We start from the raw sequence: 17,714 nt of genomic DNA, 5'->3' as shown, positions 1-17,714 counted from the left end.
AACATGGCATACCTCACCACCCTGGTTCTCGCGGCGTTCGCCAGCTACGTCGGCGCCTGGTATTTCGGCGCGCTCGAAGGCAACTTCGCGCTGCTGCTGTTCGTGGCCACGGTGGTCACCGGGGTCTACTGGCTGGCCGAGCGCTTCTACTTCCTGCCGCAGCGCGAACGCGCCGCCGCCACGCTCGAGAGCTCCATCGCTGAACGCAACACGCGGCTGGCGGGGCAGGGCATCACCCAGGTCGACACCACCGACGCCAAGGCCAGCGAGCGCCTGCTGATGCAGCCCTGGTGGCTCGACTGGACCGCGGGCCTGTTCCCGGTGATCCTGGTGGTGTTCCTGCTGCGCTCGTTCCTGTACGAGCCCTTCAAGATTCCCTCGGGCTCGATGATGCCCACGCTGCTGACCGGCGACCTGATCCTGGTCAACAAGTTCACCTACGGCCTGCGCCTGCCGGTCGTCAACACCAAGCTCACCGATGGCACGCCGCTGGCGCGCGGCGACGTGGTGGTGTTCCGCTACCCGCCCAAGCCCAGCATGGACTACATCAAGCGCGTGGTCGGCATCCCGGGCGACGAGGTGGCCTACCTGAACAAGAAGCTCACGATCAACGGCCAGCCGGTGGGCAAGGCCCCGATCGCCGACTACCTCGATGGCGAGTCGATGCGCATCCTGAAGCAGTTCGACGAAGACCTCGGCGGCAAGCAGCACAAGATCCTCAACGACGAGAACGCCCCCGCCTTCGTGCCGGGTGCCAGCGACTTCCCATTCCGCGAGAACTGCCGCTACTCGGTCGAGGGCGTGGTGTGCAAGGTGCCCGAAGGCAACTATTTCATGATGGGCGACAACCGCGATAATTCGGCCGATTCCCGTTTCTGGGGATTCGTACCGGACAAGAACATCGTGGGCAGGGCCTTCTTCGTCTGGATGAACTTCGGCGATCTCGGTCGCATCGGTCCGTTTCAATAATTAATCAACAGTCAACGTTACTGTTCGAGGGGTAAGAGGGCATGAGAACCAACAGTCGGTCCGTCCGTGGCAGTGCCGCGCACCAGCGCGGCATCTCGTTCATCGGCCTGGTGTTCGTCGCGGCGGTGCTGGGCTGCGTGGGCGTTGTCGTCGCGCAGGTCATTCCGACGCTGATCGAATGGCAGGCCATCGACAAGGCCGCCAACAAGGCCAAGGAAGGCGCCACGGTGCCCGAGATCCGCGCGATCTTCGACCGTGCCCAGGCCATCGACGACTTCAAGTCGGTCAGCGGCCGGGACCTCGAGATCAAGAAGGTGGGCGACAAGGTCGTGGTGTCGTATGCGTACGAACGCGAGATCCCCCTGTTCGGGCCGGCCTACCTGACGCTCAAATACAAGGGCGCGTCCCGCTGACCGCGGTGTCGAACAAGAAGGTGGACGGCAGCCTCGTCGCGCTGCAGGCGCGCCTTCAGTACACGTTCTCGGACCCGCGCCTGCTCCAGCTCGCGCTCACGCACCGCAGTTTCTCGGCCGACCACAACGAGCGCCTCGAGTTTCTCGGCGACTCGGTGCTGAACCTGGCCGTCTCGCACCTGCTGTACATCCGTCTCTCGGAACTGCCCGAGGGCGACCTGTCGCGCGTGCGGGCCAACCTGGTCAAGCAGGACACGCTGCACCGGCTCGCGCTGGGACTGGCGCTGTCGCCGCTGCTGCGCCTGGGCGAAGGCGAGGCCCGCTCGGGCGGCCCGAACCGGCCCTCCATCCTGGCCGACGCGCTCGAAGCGCTGATCGGCGCGGTCTACCTGGACGCCGGCTTTGCCGCCGCGCAGGCGCTGGTGCACCGGCTCTACGAGGCGGTCGAGATCAATCCGCGCATGGAAGCCGCCGCGAAAGACCCGAAGACCGAATTGCAGGAATGGCTGCAGGGCCACAAAATGAAGCTGCCGGTGTACCGCGTGGCAGCGACGCTGGGTGCAGCGCACAAGCAGACCTTCGATGTCGAGTGCGAGGTGCCCGAGCTGGGCCTTCGCGAGCGCGGCATCGGCGGCTCGCGCCGCGCCGGCGAGCAAGCTGCCGCGGCCGCCATGTTGATCCGGCTCAAGGCACGCGGCGCCGCGTGAAATCAGAATGAACGATGTAACCAATCCCGCAGCGGGACCCGAAGACACCGCAGGCGACACGCCTGCCACCGGGCCGCAGCACTGCGGCCTGATCGCCATCGTCGGCAAGCCCAATGTGGGCAAGTCGACGCTGCTCAATGCGCTGGTCGGCCAGAAGATCAGCATCACCTCGCGCAAGGCGCAGACCACGCGCCACCGCATCACCGGCATGCGCACGCTGGGCGCCACGCAGTTCGTGTTCGTCGACACGCCGGGTTTCCAGACCCTGCATGCCAACGCGCTGAACAAGTCGCTCAACAAGACCGTGCAGGGCGCGGTCGGCGACGTCGACCTGATCCTGTTCGTGGTCGAGGCCGGCAGTTTCACGCCGGCCGACGAGCGCGTGCTCAAGCTGCTGGGCAAGGGCATCCCCACGGTGCTGCTGGCCAACAAGCTGGACAACGTGCACCGCCGCGGCGACATCGCGCCCTGGCTGCAGACGATGCAGGCCAAGCACAGCTTCGCCGAATTCGTGCCGATGTCGGCCAAGAACGCGAAGGACGTCGAGCGCCTGTTCGGCATCTGCGAAAAATACCTGCCCGAGCAGCCCTGGTTCTACGACGAGGACGAGCTCACCGACCGCAGCGAGAAATTCCTCGCCGGCGAGCTGGTGCGCGAAAAGCTCTTCCGCCTCACGGGCGACGAGCTGCCCTACACCTCGACCGTCATCATCGACAAGTTCGAGGAAGAGCCGCCCCAGAAGAAGGGCCAGAAGCGCCTGCTGCGCATCGCCGCCACCATCGTGGTCGAGCGCGACGGCCACAAGGCCATGGTGATCGGCGACAAGGGCGAGCGCATCAAACGCATCGGCATGGAAACCCGCGTCGAGCTCGAGAAGCTGGCCGACGCCAAGGTGTTCCTCGAGCTGTGGGTGAAGGTGCGCTCCGGCTGGGCCGACGACGAAGCTCGCGTGCGTTCGTTCGGCTACGAATGAAGTGGCCGCCGCTCATCGCGTTTCGCATGAACCGGCTTACGTGCTCCATCGCTACGACTGGAGCGAGTCGAGCCTGATCCTCGAGGTCTTCACCCGCCACCACGGGCGCATCGCGCTCGTGGCCAAGGGGGCGAAGCGGCCGAGTTCCAATTTCCGCCCGGTGCTGCTGCCGCTGCAGCCGCTGCAGCTCAACTACGGCGGCGACGCCGAGATCCGCACGCTGAAAGGCGCCGAATGGATGGGCGGCCACGTCATGCCGACGGGAGAGGCGCTGCTCTCGGGCTACTACGTCAACGAACTGCTGCTGCGCCTGCTGGCGCGCGACGACGCGCACGAGGCGCTGTTCGACGCCTACGCCGGCGTGGTGCAGGTGCTGGCCGGCGACCATGCGGGCGCCCAGGCCGCGACGCAGGCCGCCGCGCTGCGCGCCTTCGAGTTGCTGCTGCTGCGTTCGGTCGGCCTGCTGCCCTCGCTCGACGTGCAGACGCTCACCCTGGAGCCGCTGGCGGCCCGCACGCGCTACACCCTCGTGCCCGAAGCCGGCCTGCGCCAGGCGGCCAAGGACGAGGCCGCGCTGGCCGGTGCCGACTGGCGAGCGCTTCAAGAGGTGCTCGACGACCGCACCCCGTTCACCGCCACCCTGCGCGAGGTCGCGACGATGAACGCCGGCAGCAACAGTGCCCTGCGCAACCAGCTGCGGGCCTTGCTCAACTACCATTGCGGCGTGACCACGCTGCGCACGCGGCAAATGATGAGAGATCTGCAAGCACTATGAGCACTTCTTCGGGCGATGCCGGTACCACGGCCCTGTCAGTCAATCTCAACAAGGTCGCCTTGGTGCGCAACACGCGCCACCTGGGCATCCCGAGCGTGGTGGGCGCGGCCCAGGCCTGCCTGGCCGCGGGCGCGCAGGGCATCACCGTGCACCCGCGCCCCGACGCGCGCCACATCCGCGCGCATGACGTGAGCGACCTGTCGGAACTGCTCGCCAAGGACTGGCCGGGCATCGAGTTCAACATCGAAGGCAACCCCTTCCACAACCTGATGGACTTCGTGCGCGAACTCAAGCCGCATCAGGCCACCTTCGTGCCCGACAGCGAAACCCAGTCGACCAGCGACCACGGCTGGAGCTTCCCGGAAGACGCCGAGCGCCTGCGCCCGCTGATCGCTGAAGCCAAGGCGCTGGGCGTGCGCGTGAGCCTGTTCATGGACCCGATCCCCGAGATGATGGCCGCCGTCAAGGCCGTGGGCGCCGACCGCGTCGAGCTCTACACCGAGGGCTACGCCGCCTCGCGCGGCACGCCGCAGGAAGCCGCCGTGCTCGCGCGCTACGTGGCCGCGGCGCAGGCCGCCCATGCGGCGGGCCTGGGCGTCAACGCCGGCCACGACCTGAGCCGCGACAACCTCACGCCGTTCCTGCGCGCGGTGCGCGGCGTGCACGAGGTGTCGATCGGCCATGCCTTCGTCGCCGATGCGCTCGAACTCGGGTACGCCGCGACCACGCGCGACTACCTGCGCTGCATCGCCGACGCCGCATGATCTACGGCATCGGGACCGACATCTGCGACGTGCGCCGCATCGCGGCCACCTTCGAGCGCCAGGGCGAGCGCTTCGCCCGCCGGGTCCTGAGCGACGCCGAGTTCGCCATCTGGCAGGCCCGCGCCGCACGCTGGCCCAAGCGCGGCCTGAGCTACCTCGCCACGCGTTTTTCCGCCAAGGAAGCCTTCAGCAAGGCCATCGGCCTGGGCATGCGCATGCCGATGAGCTGGCGCCTGTGCGAGATCGCCAACCTGCGCAGCGGCAAGCCGGTGATCGTGCTGCACGGCGAGCTGAAAGACTGGTTCGAGGCGCAGGGCCTGACAGCGCACGTGACCGTCACCGACGAAACCGAGTACGCCGCCAGCTTCGTGGTGGTGGAAAAGGCCTGAACGAATCTCCGGCGCCGTTGCGCCTTGCCGACCGATCGACCGACATGACCGACCTGAACCACGCGCCGCTCCTCATCGATGTGGCTGGCACCGAACTCACCGCCGCCGACCGCCGGCGCCTCGCCAACCCACACGTGGGCGGCGTGATCCACTTCACCCGCAACTGGCAGGATCGCGCGCAGATGACCGCGCTGAACGCCGAGATCAAGGCGATCCGGCCCGACCTGCTGATCTGCGTCGACCACGAAGGCGGCCGGGTGCAGCGCTTTCGCACCGACGGCTTCACGCGGCTGCCCTCGATGCGCAGCCTGGGCGAGCTGTGGATGCACGATGCCTTGCGCGCCACGCAGGTCGCCACCGCCGCCGGGCAGGTGCTGGCCGGCGAGCTGCGCGCCTGCGGTGTCGACTTCAGCTTCGCGCCGGTGCTCGATCTGGACTACGGCGGCAGCAGCGTGATCGGCGACCGCAGCTTTCACCGCGACCCGCGCGTGGTCGCGCTGCTCGCCAAGAGCGTGATGCACGGCATGCTGCAGATGGGCATGCGCAACTGCGGCAAGCACTTTCCGGGGCATGGCTTCGTGCAGGCCGATTCGCACGTCGAGATCCCGGTCGACCGGCGCAGCCTGAAGGCCATCCTGGCCGACGACGCGCGGCCCTACGACTGGCTGGGCGGCACGCTTGCGGCCGTGATGCCGGCGCACGTGATCTACCCGAAGGTCGACAAGCGGCCGGCGGGTTTCTCGTCGAAATGGCTCAAGGCAATCCTGCGCCAGCGCTTCGCGTTCGACGGCGCCGTGTTCAGCGATGACCTGAGCATGGAGGCGGGGCGCTACATCGATGGCGAGCTGCTGAGCTATACAGATGCGGCGCTGGCTGCGCTCGAAGCCGGATGCGATCTGGCGCTGTTGTGCAACCAGAGTGTGGGAGACGGGCGTTTGCTGGACGACTTCCTCGACGGATTCGAGGCTGCCGTGCGCGCGGGCCGATGGCAGCCGGACACGAACAGCGAAGCGCGCCGGCAGGCCCTGCTGCCGACGGGCGCCGCACCCGACTGGCAGACGCTGGTCGCCTCGCGCGGATACCGCGACGCAAGGCGGATCGTGGACATCTGAGCGCTGCTGTCCCGCCAATCCAGAGCCCGCCATGCCCCTGTGCCTCAGTCTTTTTCAGCGCATGGATGAGGCTGTGCTGCGCAACCATGCGCACTACTGTCGCCTGTTTGGCTACCCTCACCAATGGCTGGAGAGCGACAAGCTGATCCATCCGGCGCTGCGTGCCAGCGCCAAGTACAGCCAGATCCTTCGCCATTTGCGGACGCTGGACGAGGGTGACTGGCTGCTTTTTCTCGATGGCGATTCGGTGATCTTTCACCCCGTGGCCATCGACACCTTGGTGCAAGGCTTCGACCTGCTCGCGGCGGAAGGGCCGCCAACCGACGGTCGACCGGGGCCGGCCATGACCAACACGCTGGTCGTGCGCAACACGGCGGCCAATCGGGCGTTGCTGCACCAGCTGATCGTGGACTCGGGCCATGTCGTTGCACTGGAGTCTGACCGGCTCGACGAGACAGCACGGCTGCGTCCAGCGGGACTGCTGGCGTGCAATGGCATCGTGGCCGATGTCTACTTCAACGTGTCCTGGCGCATTGCGCAGTGGCACAACGCGCGGGTCTTCGTGGTCAATCTGGCGCCATTGCCTGTTCCGTTGCCAGGCGGTGGATGGCGCGACGAGGTCCTGCACGACGTGAACCTGCAGGCCTTGCTGGTGCGCGAAGTCAACGGCGCGCTGATGCACGGTCGGCCCGTACTGCAGCCACCCCAATACCCCTCGCTTGGCGACGAACCTCTCAGCAGCCTCAACCCCGGCGCACGCATCGCGTTTGTGACGCTTTACACCCACCACGTGCAGACCTATGCCCGGGTCTCGGAGCACAACGTGCGCCGCTACTGCGACGTGCACGGCTACGCGTATCACGTGTATCGCGAGGTTCCCCACGAGATCGAACCGGGCATCAACGGCTCCTGGGTCAGGAGTTGGCTGCTGCAACAGCACCTGCCAGATCACGACTGGGTGATCTGGGTCGATGCCGATGTGCTCTTCTTCAACCAGTCTCGTCCGATCGAGCCCCTGCTGCAGGGGCGTGACCTGCTGCTGGCCAAGGATGTGGGCGCGTGGCTCTTCAATTCCGGCGTGATGGGGTTCCGCAACACGCCGCGCAACCTCGAATTGCTGGCGCAGATCTGGTCGCGGATCGGCGAGGTGGCCGACAAGTCGGGCGTCTACAGCAGCATGGGCGACCAGTACTACACCAACGAGGTGTTGAGCCAGGCGTCGCTCCTGGACGAGCGCAGCGTGCTCGACAACCTGACCATCAACACGCCACCCTTGCTTGCAAGCGAAGACACGTTGCTCGTGCATTTCGTGAGCCTCGCCGAGCCTTATCGGTCCGTGTACATGGCTGCGATGGACGCCGCGTCGCAGCAGGTCCGGTAGGCAGGCACGACGCCGGTGCATTGCCACAAGCTGGGAAGCACACGCTACCACCAGATTCTTCCGATCACGGCCGACAAGCTCCATGAGCGCAGCAACGATCTCTACGACGTGGTGATCCTGGGCGATGTCATCGAGCACATGCTCCACGCGCAAGGCCGCGACCTGCTGGAATTTCTCAACTACCGGTCGCGCTATCTCATCGTTTCCGCCCCGGAATGGGATATGACAACTGGGCCGGGCCCGGTCTGGCCGAGGTGGTGAGTGCGGTCAATGGGGCCGGACTTTTCAACGGACATTCCAGCGGCCAGAAGCTGCCGGTCAACCTGACGATTCGCGACACGCGCTACAAGGAACAGACCGACGGGCACAATGTGGTGCTGTATCGCCCCCTCTGACAAGCGTTGTCCCATGGCCGAAGCCGACAAGATCTCCCTTCGTGATATCGACATCATCGTCTCCTACAGGGAGGCGAATGAAGAGCGGCGAGAGAACCTCTACGCCGTGCTGGCGCATCTGGGCCGCACCTATACCGACTACCGGTTGTGGTTGATGGAGGCTGCGCCGACTCCGCGCTTCGAGTGGCAGAGGTTGAATGATCCGAAGATCCGGCATGTCTTCATCCACCACGACGGGCCGTTTCCCAAATCGATGCTCTACAACACGGGCGTTCGGCTGGCCCGCAGCCCTGTCATCTGCTTCCATGACGCCGACTCCATTGCCCAACCGTCAACGCTGCGCGGCTGCGTCGATGCGCTGCTGGACCGAGGCGACAGCGACGTACTGTGCCCTTACTGGAACGTCATCAACATTGCCGGCGAGCTCAAGCGCAATTTCATGCAGTCGCCCGACTACGCATGGTTCGCATCGATCAACGCGGAGCAGTTGCCTGCGGACACCAGCGTGCTGTACTCGAATGCCAACGGGGGCATTGTGCTGTTCAAGCGCAGCGAGTACATCCGCGTCGGCGGATACAACGCGCGCCTGGAGGGGTGGGGCGGCGAGGACGATGAACTGCTGCGCAGGGCGGGGCGGCTGGGGTTGCGCTGGCACTCGATACCCGTGCCCCTCTTCCATTTGCACCACGACTCGGGTTCTCGCAATGCATTGATCGAGAGCATCCGCGACTCCGACAACTTGCGCGCGTCGAACGCCATCGAGAGCATGTCGCAGGAAGAGTTGGAAACACTCGCGCGCGAGTTGGCCGATTTTTTTCGCTGAAACCGAGCGGCGAACCCACCTCAACCGTCAACTGAATCAGCGCGCAGCCTGGTTCTCGCGCCAAGCGAAGAATTGTTTCAGTGCTGGCTGAATGAACGAAGCCTGGGACTTCGCGGTAAATAGCCGATGCCCCAGGTCGGCGCGTTCGCGCAACTGCTCGGGCGTGGAAATCAGTCGCTCTGCTGTGTCGACCAGCTGCTCGTAGGGGACGCCGAAAAGGCCCTGGCGCAACTCGGCGCGCAATTCGCTGTCATCGTAGATCTCCGTGAGGATGGCTTTCCTTGCGACAAATCCTACGGCCAGCCGCGGAAGCTCCACGGTTCGCGTGGTGTCAAGATAGCTCACATTGAGCATCAACTTGCTTCGCATCAGGAGCGCAGACCTCTCTTCGGCAGGAATCGAGTGATGTGCTTCGACACGCAACCCTCGCTCGCGCATTTCATCGAGGAGGCGATGTCGCCGCGCATTCAGGCTGCCGAAGAAAAGCACATCGATGTCTTCCACGGGAGGGGCCTGAGCTTCCGGCGGCGCCAGGATCGCCCCGGCCTGGTAGCCGAGTGGAACCAGGCTGGCGTGCGGTATGCCGAGTTCCGCGTACCTTCTAAAGTTCAGCTCGCTGTACTCCCACACGTAGCTGTTACGCAGAACTTCCAGATAGATCGGATTGAAGGCGTTTCCACCCTCCACGAGTTGCTCGACGTTCACGACGATGCAGTTCGGCGCCAGATGAGCGAGATCCTTCCACTTCAGCGATGCGGCCCCGAACATGATGATGTTGACTCGAGCCGCATCGATCTGAGCGTAGTTCCACGTGACGTCGTACCCGAGCTCGCACAATCCCAGCCGGAAGCCTTCGACGATCTCCCCGACCATTTGCGGGTCGCCGACAGAAGTGAGATGCAGTTTCGGATTCATTGAATGATCACGGGCTAGGGGCGCTGCCTGCGAGCAAAGGTGTCGAGGTGGGCTCGATCAAGATTTTCGTTGGTCACAGCATTTTTCCTGCAAAACCCGTTGATGCCTGTGATCAGGAGTTTCATTTTTTCACTCCTCGCAGTCACTCGGGATCTTGCCCAACGCCTGCGAGCTGAAAAAGTTTACGCCCCGTTTGACTCGGCGGCCAGACGATGAGCGCGGCCGTTCGATGCCCAGAGCGGCGTTCCGTCTGAATCCAGGTGCGTCAGATACAGCCGCAAGTCGAATTCAAGTTGCCGATAGTCCGGCTCCATGTGCATGCACAGCGCGTAAAAAGCCTTGTCGTGGTCGCGCTCCTTCATGTGCGCGAGCTCGTGCACGACGATCATCCGCAACAACGCCAGGGGCACGTCCTTGAACAGGCTCGCCACCCGAATCTCGCGCTTGGCCTTGAGCTTCCCGCCCTGCACGCGCGACACCGTGGTGTGTGTGCCCAGCGCGTTGCGGATCACGTGCAGCTTGTTGTCGAACATCACCTTCGACAGCGGGGCGGCCTTGCGCATGAACTCGTTCTTGAGTTCGGTCACGTAGTCGTAGAGTGCGCGATCGGTCTGGATGCCGTGCACGCCGTCGGGATAGCGCTTGCCGAGCAGCACCCCCAGCTTGTCCTCGGCGACCAACTGGCGGACCTGGTCCAGCAGGGGCGCCGGATAGCCCGCCAGGTACTTCATGCGCGACGGCGCTCCGTGTGCGCCGCGCAGGCCAGCCCCGTGGCCACGCCACCGAACAGGTCGCCTTCGACCAGGTTCACGCCCGCAAAGCTCTTGCGCAGAGCGTGCTGGAATGGCCGCAGCGCCGAAGAGCCGCCGGTGAGGTAGATCGCATCGAGGTCGCTGCTGCGCAAGCTGGCGCGCTTGACGCACGCATGTGCGCAGGCGATCACGTTCTCGAGCGGGCCGGCCAGCTGCTGCGCCATATCGTCCGGTGTGAGCGAGGCCACCAGTCCGCGCTCGGCGCAGGAGAGGTCGATGGCTGTCGCCGCGTCGGTCACTGACGCATCGATCTTGGCCGCTTCCACCGCGCTCGCGATGCGGTGGCCGTGCCGTTCTTCGAGCACGGTCATCAGCCGGTCGTGCAACCGCGTGTCGCCGTAGCTCGTGCGCAGGTCTTTCGCCTGGCGCACCGCCTTGGCGGCGTAGAGCCAGTTGATCAGGTGCCAGGACGAGAGTTCGAAGAACACCTTGCTCGGCACCTCGCGCCCTTGCGGCCCGGTGTGGCGAAAGCCGAACTGCGGCATCACGCGTTCGAGGTTCAGGCGCTGGTCGAAATCGGTGCCGCCGATGTGCACGCCGCTGGTGGCCAGCACGTCGTCGGTGCGGTCCTCGCGTGCAGCTCGCTCGGGGCCGACGCGCACGACGGTGAAGTCGGAGGTGCCGCCGCCGATGTCGACGATGAGAACGATCGACTCTTTGGTGATGCGCTGCTCGTAGTCGAAGGCGGCTGCGATCGGTTCGAGCTGGAAGCCGATCTCGCGAAAGCCCGCGGCGCGGGCCGCGTGGCGCAGGCTTTCCTCGGCACGCTCATCGCGTTTCGGATCGTCATCCACGAAATGCACGGGTCGCCCGATCACCACGCGCTCGGGCATCTGGCCGAGTTCGCGGCTGGCGCGCATGGCCAGTTCGCGCAGGAAGCGCGCGATGATGTCCTCGAAGCTCACAAGGCCGTCGTAGATGGCGGTCTTCTCCTGCATCAGCGCGCTGCCGAGCAGGCTCTTCAGCGAGCGCATCAGGCGGCCTTCGGTGCCCGAGAGGTATTGGCCGATGGCGTCGCGACCGAAGTGGGTCGTGCGGTCTTCGGCGTTGAAGAAGATCGCGGTGGGCAAGGTGGTGGCCGCGCCTTCGATGGGCAGCAGGCGGGCCACGCCGTCGACCCGGCAGGCCACGGCGGAGTTGGAGGTGCCGAAGTCGATGCCGATCGTCGGCAGCGACGACGGTGACAACACGCTCAAGATTCCCTGCGCAGCGCCGGGAACAGGATCACGTCGCGGATGCTCGGCGAATCGGTCAGCAGCATCATCAGGCGGTCGATGCCGATGCCGCAGCCGCCGGTGGGCGGCATGCCGTATTCGAGGGCGCGCACGAAGTCGTGGTCGTAGAACATGGCTTCGTCGTCGCCGCTGTCCTTGGCGGCCACCTGCGCGTTGAAGCGCGCGGCCTGGTCTTCGGCGTCGTTCAGCTCGCTGAAGCCGTTGCCGAATTCGCGGCCCGTGATGTACAGCTCGAAGCGCTCGGTGACCTCGGGGCGCTCGTCGTTGGCGCGTGCCAGCGGCGAGATCTCGGTCGGGTGCTCCATGATGAAGGTCGGCTGCCAGAGCTTCTCTTCCACGGTCTCCTCGAAGTACATCACCTGCAGGCTGGCGAGGCTGCGCTGCGAGAGCTTGTCCTTTTCTTCGCTCAGGCCGAGCTTGCGCAGGGCGTTGATGAGCCAGGCGGTGTCGTCCACGCCGTCACCGGCATCGGTGTGCTTGAGGATCGCTTCGCGGATCGTCAGGCGCTCGAAGGGCTGCGTCAGGTCGACGGCCTTGCCGCCGTAGGTGAGCTGCTGCGTGCCCACGGCCTTGTCGGCGATGGTGCGGATCAGCGTCTCGGTGAAGTCCATCAGGTCGCGGTAGTTCCAGTAGGCCGCGTAGAACTCCATCATCGTGAACTCGGGGTTGTGCCGCACCGAGATGCCCTCGTTGCGGTAGCTCCGGTTGATCTCGAACACGCGCTCGAAGCCGCCGACGATCAGGCGCTTGAGGTACAGCTCGGGCGCGATGCGCAGGAACATTTCCTGGTCGAGCGCGTTGTGGTGCGTCTTGAACGGCTTGGCGTTGGCGCCGCCCGGGATCGGGTGCAGCATGGGCGTCTCGACCTCGAGGAAGTCGTTGGCCACCATGAACTCGCGCAGCGCGCTCACGGCCTTGCTGCGCGCGGTGAAGCGCACACGGGCCGATTCGTCGGTGATCAGGTCGACATAGCGCTGGCGGTACTTCTGCTCCTGGTCGGCCATGCCGTGGAACTTGTCGGGCAGCGGACGCAGGCTCTTGGTGAGCAGGCGCAGGCGGCTGACCTTGATCGACAGCTCGCCGGTCTTGGTCTTCATCAGCGTGCCTTCGGCACCGAGGATGTCGCCGAGGTCCCAGCGCTTGAAGTCGGCGTACGCCTCTTCGCCGATGGCGTCGCGCGTCACGTACAGCTGGATGCGGCCGGTGGCATCCTGCACGGTCGCGAAGCTGGCCTTGCCCATCACGCGCTTGAGCATCATGCGGCCGGCCACGCTGACGGCGACGGCCTGTGCTTCCAGGGCTTCCGGCTCGGTGCCGCCGTGCTGCTCGACCAGCGCCGCGGCGCGGTGGCCGGGCTTGAAGTCGTTCGGGAACGCGACCCCCTTGCCTTCGGTCTGCGCCGTGCGCAGCAGCTTGAGCTTTTCGCGGCGTTCGACGATGAGCTGGTTGTCGTCGACGGCGGGTGCCGAGGAGGGGGCAGCAGCGGGCGCGGGAATGGGAGGGGTCAGGTGATCGGACATGAGGAGCGGATGAGGCGCAACCGGAGCGTGCGCGAGCCCGGCATTTTAGCTGATCGGTCTTGAATGAAACCGCCTGCGAGCGCCCGTCAATCCTGCGCAACACGCTATGAAAAAAGAAGCGAACTATTCAGTGATGCCGGTGCGCGCCAGCAGGTCGCTCACCAGCTCCAGCCGCATCAGCGGGCTGTCGAGTTCCATCAGGCGCTGCTTCAGCTCGACCTGCATCGGCACCAGCTCGCACCAGCGGTTGGCCACCCACCCGCAGTCGTCGAGGCGGTAGGGCGCACCGATCGGCAGGCGCACGGTGTCGCCCTGCGCGTGGCGGCGCTCTTCGAGGGTGTCGATCAGGCGGCGCAGCGCGGTGGCGGTGTGGCGCAGGTCGTCGGGAATTTCGAGGTCGACGTCGTCGGCGACGGCTTCGACCTCGGCGATCCACAGGCCGTGCTTCTGCAGCTCGCTGCTGCGCACGCGAAAGCGCTGCGTGCCGACGCATTCGATCTGCAGCAGGCCGCTTTGCGGGGCGTCGAAGGTGCGGATGTCGGCGAGCGTGCCGACGGCGGCAAAGCTCTCGGCTTCGGCGCCGGCCTTGCGCACCTCGGCGCCGCTCGTCAGGCTGACCACGCCGAAGGGGGCACCGGCCTTGCGGCACTTGCCGATCATGTCGAGGTAGCGGACCTCGAAGATGCGCAAGGGCAGCAGGCCGCCGGGGAAGAGAACCGTGCCGAGTGGGAACAATGGCAGTGAATGCAAAAGGGGTTGTGTCGTCATCGAAGAACCTTGCGTGGCTATCATCGCATTCCGCTCACGGCTGCGCCCCATGCTCTATCAGATTCCTTCGTTTCTTCTCGACGTGATCGTCGGCCTGCTCGGTGGCGCCTGCCTGCTGCGCCTGTACATGCAGTACCACCGCGTGCCCTTCGGCAATCCGCTGGGGCGTTTCGTGTTCGCCATCACCGACTGGATCGTGCTGCCGCTGCGGCGCATCGTGCCCGCGGTGAAGCGCTGGGACCTCGCGAGCCTGATCGCGGCCTGGCTGCTGGTGATGCTCAAGTTCCTGGTGCTGTGGCTGTTGGCCGGCAGCCTGGCGCGGATCACGGCGCTGCCGCTGGTGTCGCTGGTCGGCCTGCTGCAGCTGGCGGTGTCGGGCCTGACGGCGCTGCTGGTGGTGTACGCGGTGCTGTCGTGGATTCCGGGCGCGTCGCCGATGCTGCTCGACCTGATCTCGCGCCTGGCCGAGCCGCTGGTGCGGCCGTTCCGGCGCTTCATTCCGCTGATCGGCGGCGTCGACCTGTCGCCGCTGGCCGCCATCGTGGTGCTGCAGGTGGTGGCGATCGTGCTGGGCAACCTGCTGGTCTTCGCGTTCCGGCTCGGCGCCTGACGCGTCGGGGTACCCCAGACAGCAAAACGCCCGCACCGCCTTTCGGCGTGCGGGCGTTCAGGCCGGAGCCTGAGCTACGGTGAAGGTCAGAGCACCGCGTCGGCCGGCTGGCGCAGCAGCATGGCCAGCGTGCTGGCGATGGTTTTGCGCAGTTCGCGGCGGTCGCTGATGAAGTCGATCGCGCCCTTGGTCTGCAGGAACTCGGCGCGCTGGAAGCCTTCGGGCAGCGTCACGCGCACGGTCGACTCGATCACGCGCGGGCCGGCAAAGCCAATCAGCGCCTTGGGCTCGGCGATCACCACGTCGCCCACGAAGGCGAAGCCGGCGCTCACGCCGCCCATGGTCGGGTCGGTCAGCACGCTGATGTAGGGCAGGCCCTTCTTCGCCAGGCGGGTGAGCGCGGCGTTGGTCTTGGCCATCTGCATCAGCGAGAGCAGGCCTTCCTGCATGCGCGCGCCGCCGGTGGCGGTGAAGCACACGAAGGGCACCTTCTGCTCGATGGCGGTCTCGACGCCGCGCACGAAACGCTCGCCGACCACGCTGCCCATGGAACCGCCCATGAACTCGAACTCGAAGCAGGCCACGACCACGCTGATGCTGTGGACCGAGCCGCCCATGACGACCAGCGCGTCGGTCTCGCCGGTGTTCTCCAGCGCTTCCTTCAGGCGCTCAGGGTACTTGCGGCTGTCCTTGAACTTCAGGGCGTCGACCGGCAGCACTTCCTGGCCGACTTCGTAGCGGCCTTCGGCGTCCAGGAACGCATCGAGCCGGGCGCGGGCGCCGATGCGGTGGTGGTGGCTGCAGCTCGGGCAGACGTTTTGGTTGTGCTCGAGGTCGGTCTTGTACAGAACGGTCTCGCAGGCCGGGCATTTGATCCACAGGCCCTCGGGCACCTGGCGGCGCTCGGACGGGTCGGTTTGTGCGATCTTGGCGGGTAGCAGTTTTTCAAGCCAGCTCATGGGGGCTCCTTGTGAGGGCAGTGATTATCGACCAGCCGCGTTCTTGGCCGTGGCGGCCGGCAGGGCGTCGAGCGCCTCGCGGATGCCGGCCAGGAATTCGCGCACCGTGGGCACCACGTTGTCGCGGGGCTGGTCTTCGATGAGTTGAATGATCTTCGTGCCGATGACCACGGCGTCCGCCGCCGAGCCGATGGCCTGCGCCGTGCGCGCGTCGCGGATGCCGAAGCCCACGCCGACGGGGATGCTCACGTGCTCCCGAATGCGCGGGATCATGCGCCCGACCGCCTCGGTGTCGAGGTGGCCGGCGCCGGTCACGCCCTTGAGCGACACGTAGTACACGTAGCCGCTCGCGATGCGCGCCACCTGCGCCATGCGCTCGGGGGTGCTCGTGGGGGCCAGCAGGAAGATCAGGTCGATGCCGGCGGCTTTCAGGTCGGCGGCGAAGTCCTCGCATTCCTCGGGCGGGTAGTCGACGACCAGCAGGCCATCGACGCCGGCCGCGGCCGCGTCGCGGATGAAGGCCTTCTTGCCGTGCACGAGGTCGTAGCGCTCGACCGGGTTGGCGTAGCCCATGAGCACGACCGGCGTGGTCGTGTCTTTGGCGCGGAAGGCCGCCACCATGGCGAGCACCTGCTTCATGCCGACGCCCAGCGCCAGCGCGGCCTCGCCGGCCTTCTGGATCACGGGGCCGTCGGCCATCGGGTCGGAGAAGGGCACGCCCAGCTCGATCACGTCGGCACCGGCCTCGACCATGCCGTGCATGAGCTCGGGCGTGATGTCGGCGAAGGGGAAACCGGCGGTGACGTAGGGGATCAGCGCGCGACGGCCTTGCGTTTGCAGGGCCTGGAACTTGGCGGCAATGCGGCTCATCACTTGCCTCCCTTCACGCTCAGACCGCGCATCGAGGGGCGGTCGTAGAAATCGACACCCGACAGGTCGGCGACGGTGCCGATGTCCTTGTCGCCGCGGCCCGAGAGGTTCACGAGGATGGACTGGTCGGGGCGCATGGTCTTGGCGAGCTTCAGGGCGTAGGCCAGGGCGTGGCTGGATTCGAGCGCGGGAATGATGCCCTCCGTGCGGCACAGGTAGTGGAAGGCTTCGAGCGCCTCGACGTCGGTGATGCCGACGTACTCGGCGCGGCCGATGTCGGCCAGGTAGGCGTGCTCGGGGCCGACGCCCGGGTAGTCGAGGCCGGCGCTGACGCTGTGCGTCTCGGTGATCTGGCCGTCGTCGTTCTGCAGCAGGTAGGTGCGGTTGCCGTGCAGCACGCCGGGGCTGCCACGCAGGATCGAGGCGGCGTGCTTGCCGCTGTCCAGGCCTTCGCCGGCGGCTTCCACGCCGATGAGGCGCGTGCCCGCGAACGGAATGTAGGGGTGGAAGATGCCGATCGCATTGCTGCCGCCGCCCACACAGGCGACCACCACGTCGGGCTGCTTGCCCTCGGCTTCACCGGTGATGCCGTCGGCCGCCAGCATGGCGGGCATCTGCGCGATGCACTCGGTGCCGATCACGCTCTGGAAGTCGCGCACCATCGTCGGGTAGGGGTGCGGGCCCGCCACCGTGCCGATGATGTAGAAGGTGTTCTCGACGTTGGTGACCCAGTCGCGCATCGCCTCGTTGAGCGCGTCCTTCAACGTCTTGCTGCCCGATTCGACGGGCACGACGGTCGCGCCCAGCAGGTTCATGCGGTAGACGTTGGGGCTCTGGCGCTTCACGTCCTGGCTGCCCATGTAGACCACGCATTCGAGGCCGTAGCGCGCGCAGATGGTGGCCGTGGCCACGCCGTGCTGGCCGGCGCCGGTCTCGGCGATCACGCGGGGCTTGCCCATGCGGCGCGCGAGCATCGCCTGGCCGATCACGTTGTTGATCTTGTGGGCGCCGGTGTGGTTGAGGTCTTCACGCTTCAGGTAGATCTGCGCGCCGCCCATTTCGCGGCTGGTGCGCGCGGCGTGGTAGATCGGCGAGGGGCGGCCGACGAAGTGCTTCAGCTCGTAGTGGAACTCGGCCAGGAAGGCCGGGTCGTCCTTGAACTTCGCATACGCGTCGCGCAGCTCGTTGATCGCGTGAGTGAGCGTCTCGCTCGCGAAGGTGCCGCCGTAGGGGCCGAAGTGGCCGCTGGCGTCGGGTTGCTGGTAGTCCTGGAATTGGCTTTGCATGGTTCTCGATCGATGGGCCGCAGCCCGAATGCGATCGG

General features: G+C 66.1%; 20 protein-coding genes. 12 read left to right on the top strand and 8 right to left on the bottom strand.

All coding sequences use genetic code 11. The features are described from left to right. Nucleotides 1-3: 3 nt before the first annotated feature. The 11 genes from lepB to ACAM42_RS25475 all read left to right on the top strand — a co-directional run bounded on the left by lepB (nt 4) and on the right by ACAM42_RS25475 (nt 8,701). Nucleotides 4-969, top strand: a complete 966-nt coding sequence (gene lepB / locus ACAM42_RS25525) for a signal peptidase I (protein ID WP_062475534.1) — start codon at nt 4-6, stop codon at nt 967-969. Nucleotides 970-1,010: 41 nt separating this feature from the next. After that, on the top strand, nt 1,011-1,382 hold the full coding sequence (locus ACAM42_RS25520; RefSeq protein ID WP_062475531.1) for a DUF4845 domain-containing protein: 372 nt from the start codon (nt 1,011-1,013) through the stop codon (nt 1,380-1,382). 20 nt (nt 1,383-1,402) lie between these two features. Beyond that, a complete protein-coding gene (gene rnc, locus ACAM42_RS25515; protein ID WP_056572447.1) occupies nt 1,403-2,089 on the top strand; it encodes a ribonuclease III in 687 nt (228 codons plus the stop codon). A gap of 7 nt (nt 2,090-2,096) precedes the next feature. Beyond that, nucleotides 2,097-3,062, top strand: coding sequence for a GTPase Era (era, locus tag ACAM42_RS25510; protein ID WP_056572080.1), 966 nt, complete (start codon nt 2,097-2,099; stop codon nt 3,060-3,062). 1 nt (nt 3,063) lies between these two features. After that, a complete protein-coding gene (gene recO / locus ACAM42_RS25505) occupies nt 3,064-3,837 on the top strand; it encodes a DNA repair protein RecO (protein WP_369629812.1) in 774 nt (257 codons plus the stop codon). Continuing rightward, complete coding sequence (locus tag ACAM42_RS25500; protein WP_159275638.1) at nt 3,834-4,601, top strand: pyridoxine 5'-phosphate synthase; 768 nt, start codon at nt 3,834-3,836, stop codon at nt 4,599-4,601. Before recO ends, ACAM42_RS25500 begins: the two co-directional genes overlap by 4 nt. Further along, nucleotides 4,598-4,990: a holo-ACP synthase gene (gene acpS / locus ACAM42_RS25495; RefSeq protein ID WP_056572075.1), complete on the top strand. Its 393-nt coding sequence runs from the start codon at nt 4,598-4,600 to the stop codon at nt 4,988-4,990. The genes ACAM42_RS25500 and acpS overlap by 4 nt, the downstream gene beginning before the upstream one ends. A gap of 44 nt (nt 4,991-5,034) precedes the next feature. Continuing rightward, nucleotides 5,035-6,102, top strand: a complete 1,068-nt coding sequence (nagZ, locus tag ACAM42_RS25490; protein ID WP_369629811.1) for a beta-N-acetylhexosaminidase — start codon at nt 5,035-5,037, stop codon at nt 6,100-6,102. 31 nt (nt 6,103-6,133) lie between these two features. Next, the gene (locus ACAM42_RS25485; protein ID WP_369629810.1) at nt 6,134-7,483 is read left to right on the top strand and encodes a galactosyl transferase GMA12/MNN10 family protein; all 1,350 of its coding nucleotides are present in this window, start codon (nt 6,134-6,136) and stop codon (nt 7,481-7,483) included. A gap of 215 nt (nt 7,484-7,698) precedes the next feature. Further along, nucleotides 7,699-7,878: a hypothetical protein gene (locus tag ACAM42_RS25480; RefSeq protein WP_369629809.1), complete on the top strand. Its 180-nt coding sequence runs from the start codon at nt 7,699-7,701 to the stop codon at nt 7,876-7,878. A 13-nt stretch (nt 7,879-7,891) separates the two neighbouring features. Next, nucleotides 7,892-8,701 carry a galactosyltransferase-related protein gene (locus ACAM42_RS25475; protein WP_369629808.1) on the top strand — a complete coding sequence of 270 codons (810 nt, stop codon included), beginning with the start codon at nt 7,892-7,894 and terminating at the stop codon, nt 8,699-8,701. A 36-nt stretch (nt 8,702-8,737) separates the two neighbouring features. On the opposite strand, the gene ACAM42_RS25470 is transcribed toward ACAM42_RS25475, so the two are convergent. The 5 genes from ACAM42_RS25470 to ACAM42_RS25450 all read right to left on the bottom strand — a co-directional run bounded on the left by ACAM42_RS25470 (nt 8,738) and on the right by ACAM42_RS25450 (nt 13,951). Next, nucleotides 8,738-9,616 (bottom strand): hypothetical protein, encoded by an 879-nt coding sequence (locus ACAM42_RS25470; RefSeq protein ID WP_369629807.1) that lies wholly within the window; start codon nt 9,614-9,616, stop codon nt 8,738-8,740. A 182-nt stretch (nt 9,617-9,798) separates the two neighbouring features. Next, nucleotides 9,799-10,347, bottom strand: coding sequence for a M48 family metallopeptidase (locus ACAM42_RS25465; protein WP_369629806.1), 549 nt, complete (start codon nt 10,345-10,347; stop codon nt 9,799-9,801). Continuing rightward, the gene (locus ACAM42_RS25460; RefSeq protein ID WP_369629805.1) at nt 10,344-11,624 is read right to left on the bottom strand and encodes an Hsp70 family protein; all 1,281 of its coding nucleotides are present in this window, start codon (nt 11,622-11,624) and stop codon (nt 10,344-10,346) included. Before ACAM42_RS25460 ends, ACAM42_RS25465 begins: the two co-directional genes overlap by 4 nt. Continuing rightward, nucleotides 11,621-13,183 (bottom strand): lysine--tRNA ligase, encoded by a 1,563-nt coding sequence (gene lysS / locus ACAM42_RS25455; protein WP_159273206.1) that lies wholly within the window; start codon nt 13,181-13,183, stop codon nt 11,621-11,623. The genes ACAM42_RS25460 and lysS overlap by 4 nt, the downstream gene beginning before the upstream one ends. A gap of 123 nt (nt 13,184-13,306) precedes the next feature. Beyond that, complete coding sequence (locus tag ACAM42_RS25450) at nt 13,307-13,951, bottom strand: LON peptidase substrate-binding domain-containing protein (protein WP_369629804.1); 645 nt, start codon at nt 13,949-13,951, stop codon at nt 13,307-13,309. 49 nt (nt 13,952-14,000) lie between these two features. Here ACAM42_RS25450 and ACAM42_RS25445 point away from each other — a divergent pair, with 49 nt between their 5' ends. Beyond that, entirely contained in the window at nt 14,001-14,561 is a 561-nt protein-coding gene (locus ACAM42_RS25445; RefSeq protein ID WP_056572059.1) for a YggT family protein, read from the top strand. Between the two features lie 86 nt (nt 14,562-14,647). Here ACAM42_RS25445 and accD read toward each other — a convergent pair whose 3' ends face one another. The 3 genes from accD to trpB are packed head-to-tail and all read right to left on the bottom strand — an operon-like array spanning nt 14,648 to nt 17,676. Further along, entirely contained in the window at nt 14,648-15,520 is an 873-nt protein-coding gene (gene accD, locus ACAM42_RS25440) for an acetyl-CoA carboxylase, carboxyltransferase subunit beta (protein ID WP_062475492.1), read from the bottom strand. A 24-nt stretch (nt 15,521-15,544) separates the two neighbouring features. Continuing rightward, nucleotides 15,545-16,390 carry a tryptophan synthase subunit alpha gene (gene trpA / locus ACAM42_RS25435; RefSeq protein ID WP_159275647.1) on the bottom strand — a complete coding sequence of 282 codons (846 nt, stop codon included), beginning with the start codon at nt 16,388-16,390 and terminating at the stop codon, nt 15,545-15,547. Further along, nucleotides 16,390-17,676 (bottom strand): tryptophan synthase subunit beta, encoded by a 1,287-nt coding sequence (gene trpB / locus ACAM42_RS25430; protein ID WP_139702440.1) that lies wholly within the window; start codon nt 17,674-17,676, stop codon nt 16,390-16,392. The genes trpA and trpB overlap by 1 nt, the downstream gene beginning before the upstream one ends. Nucleotides 17,677-17,714: the final 38 nt, after the last annotated feature.

The sequence above is a fragment of the Variovorax sp. V35 genome, assembly GCF_041154465.1.
In the GTDB taxonomy this organism is placed as follows: domain Bacteria; phylum Pseudomonadota; class Gammaproteobacteria; order Burkholderiales; family Burkholderiaceae_C; genus Variovorax; species Variovorax boronicumulans.
Note: the sequence above shows the minus strand (reverse complement) of the source record. Positions and strands in the feature narration are given on the sequence as shown.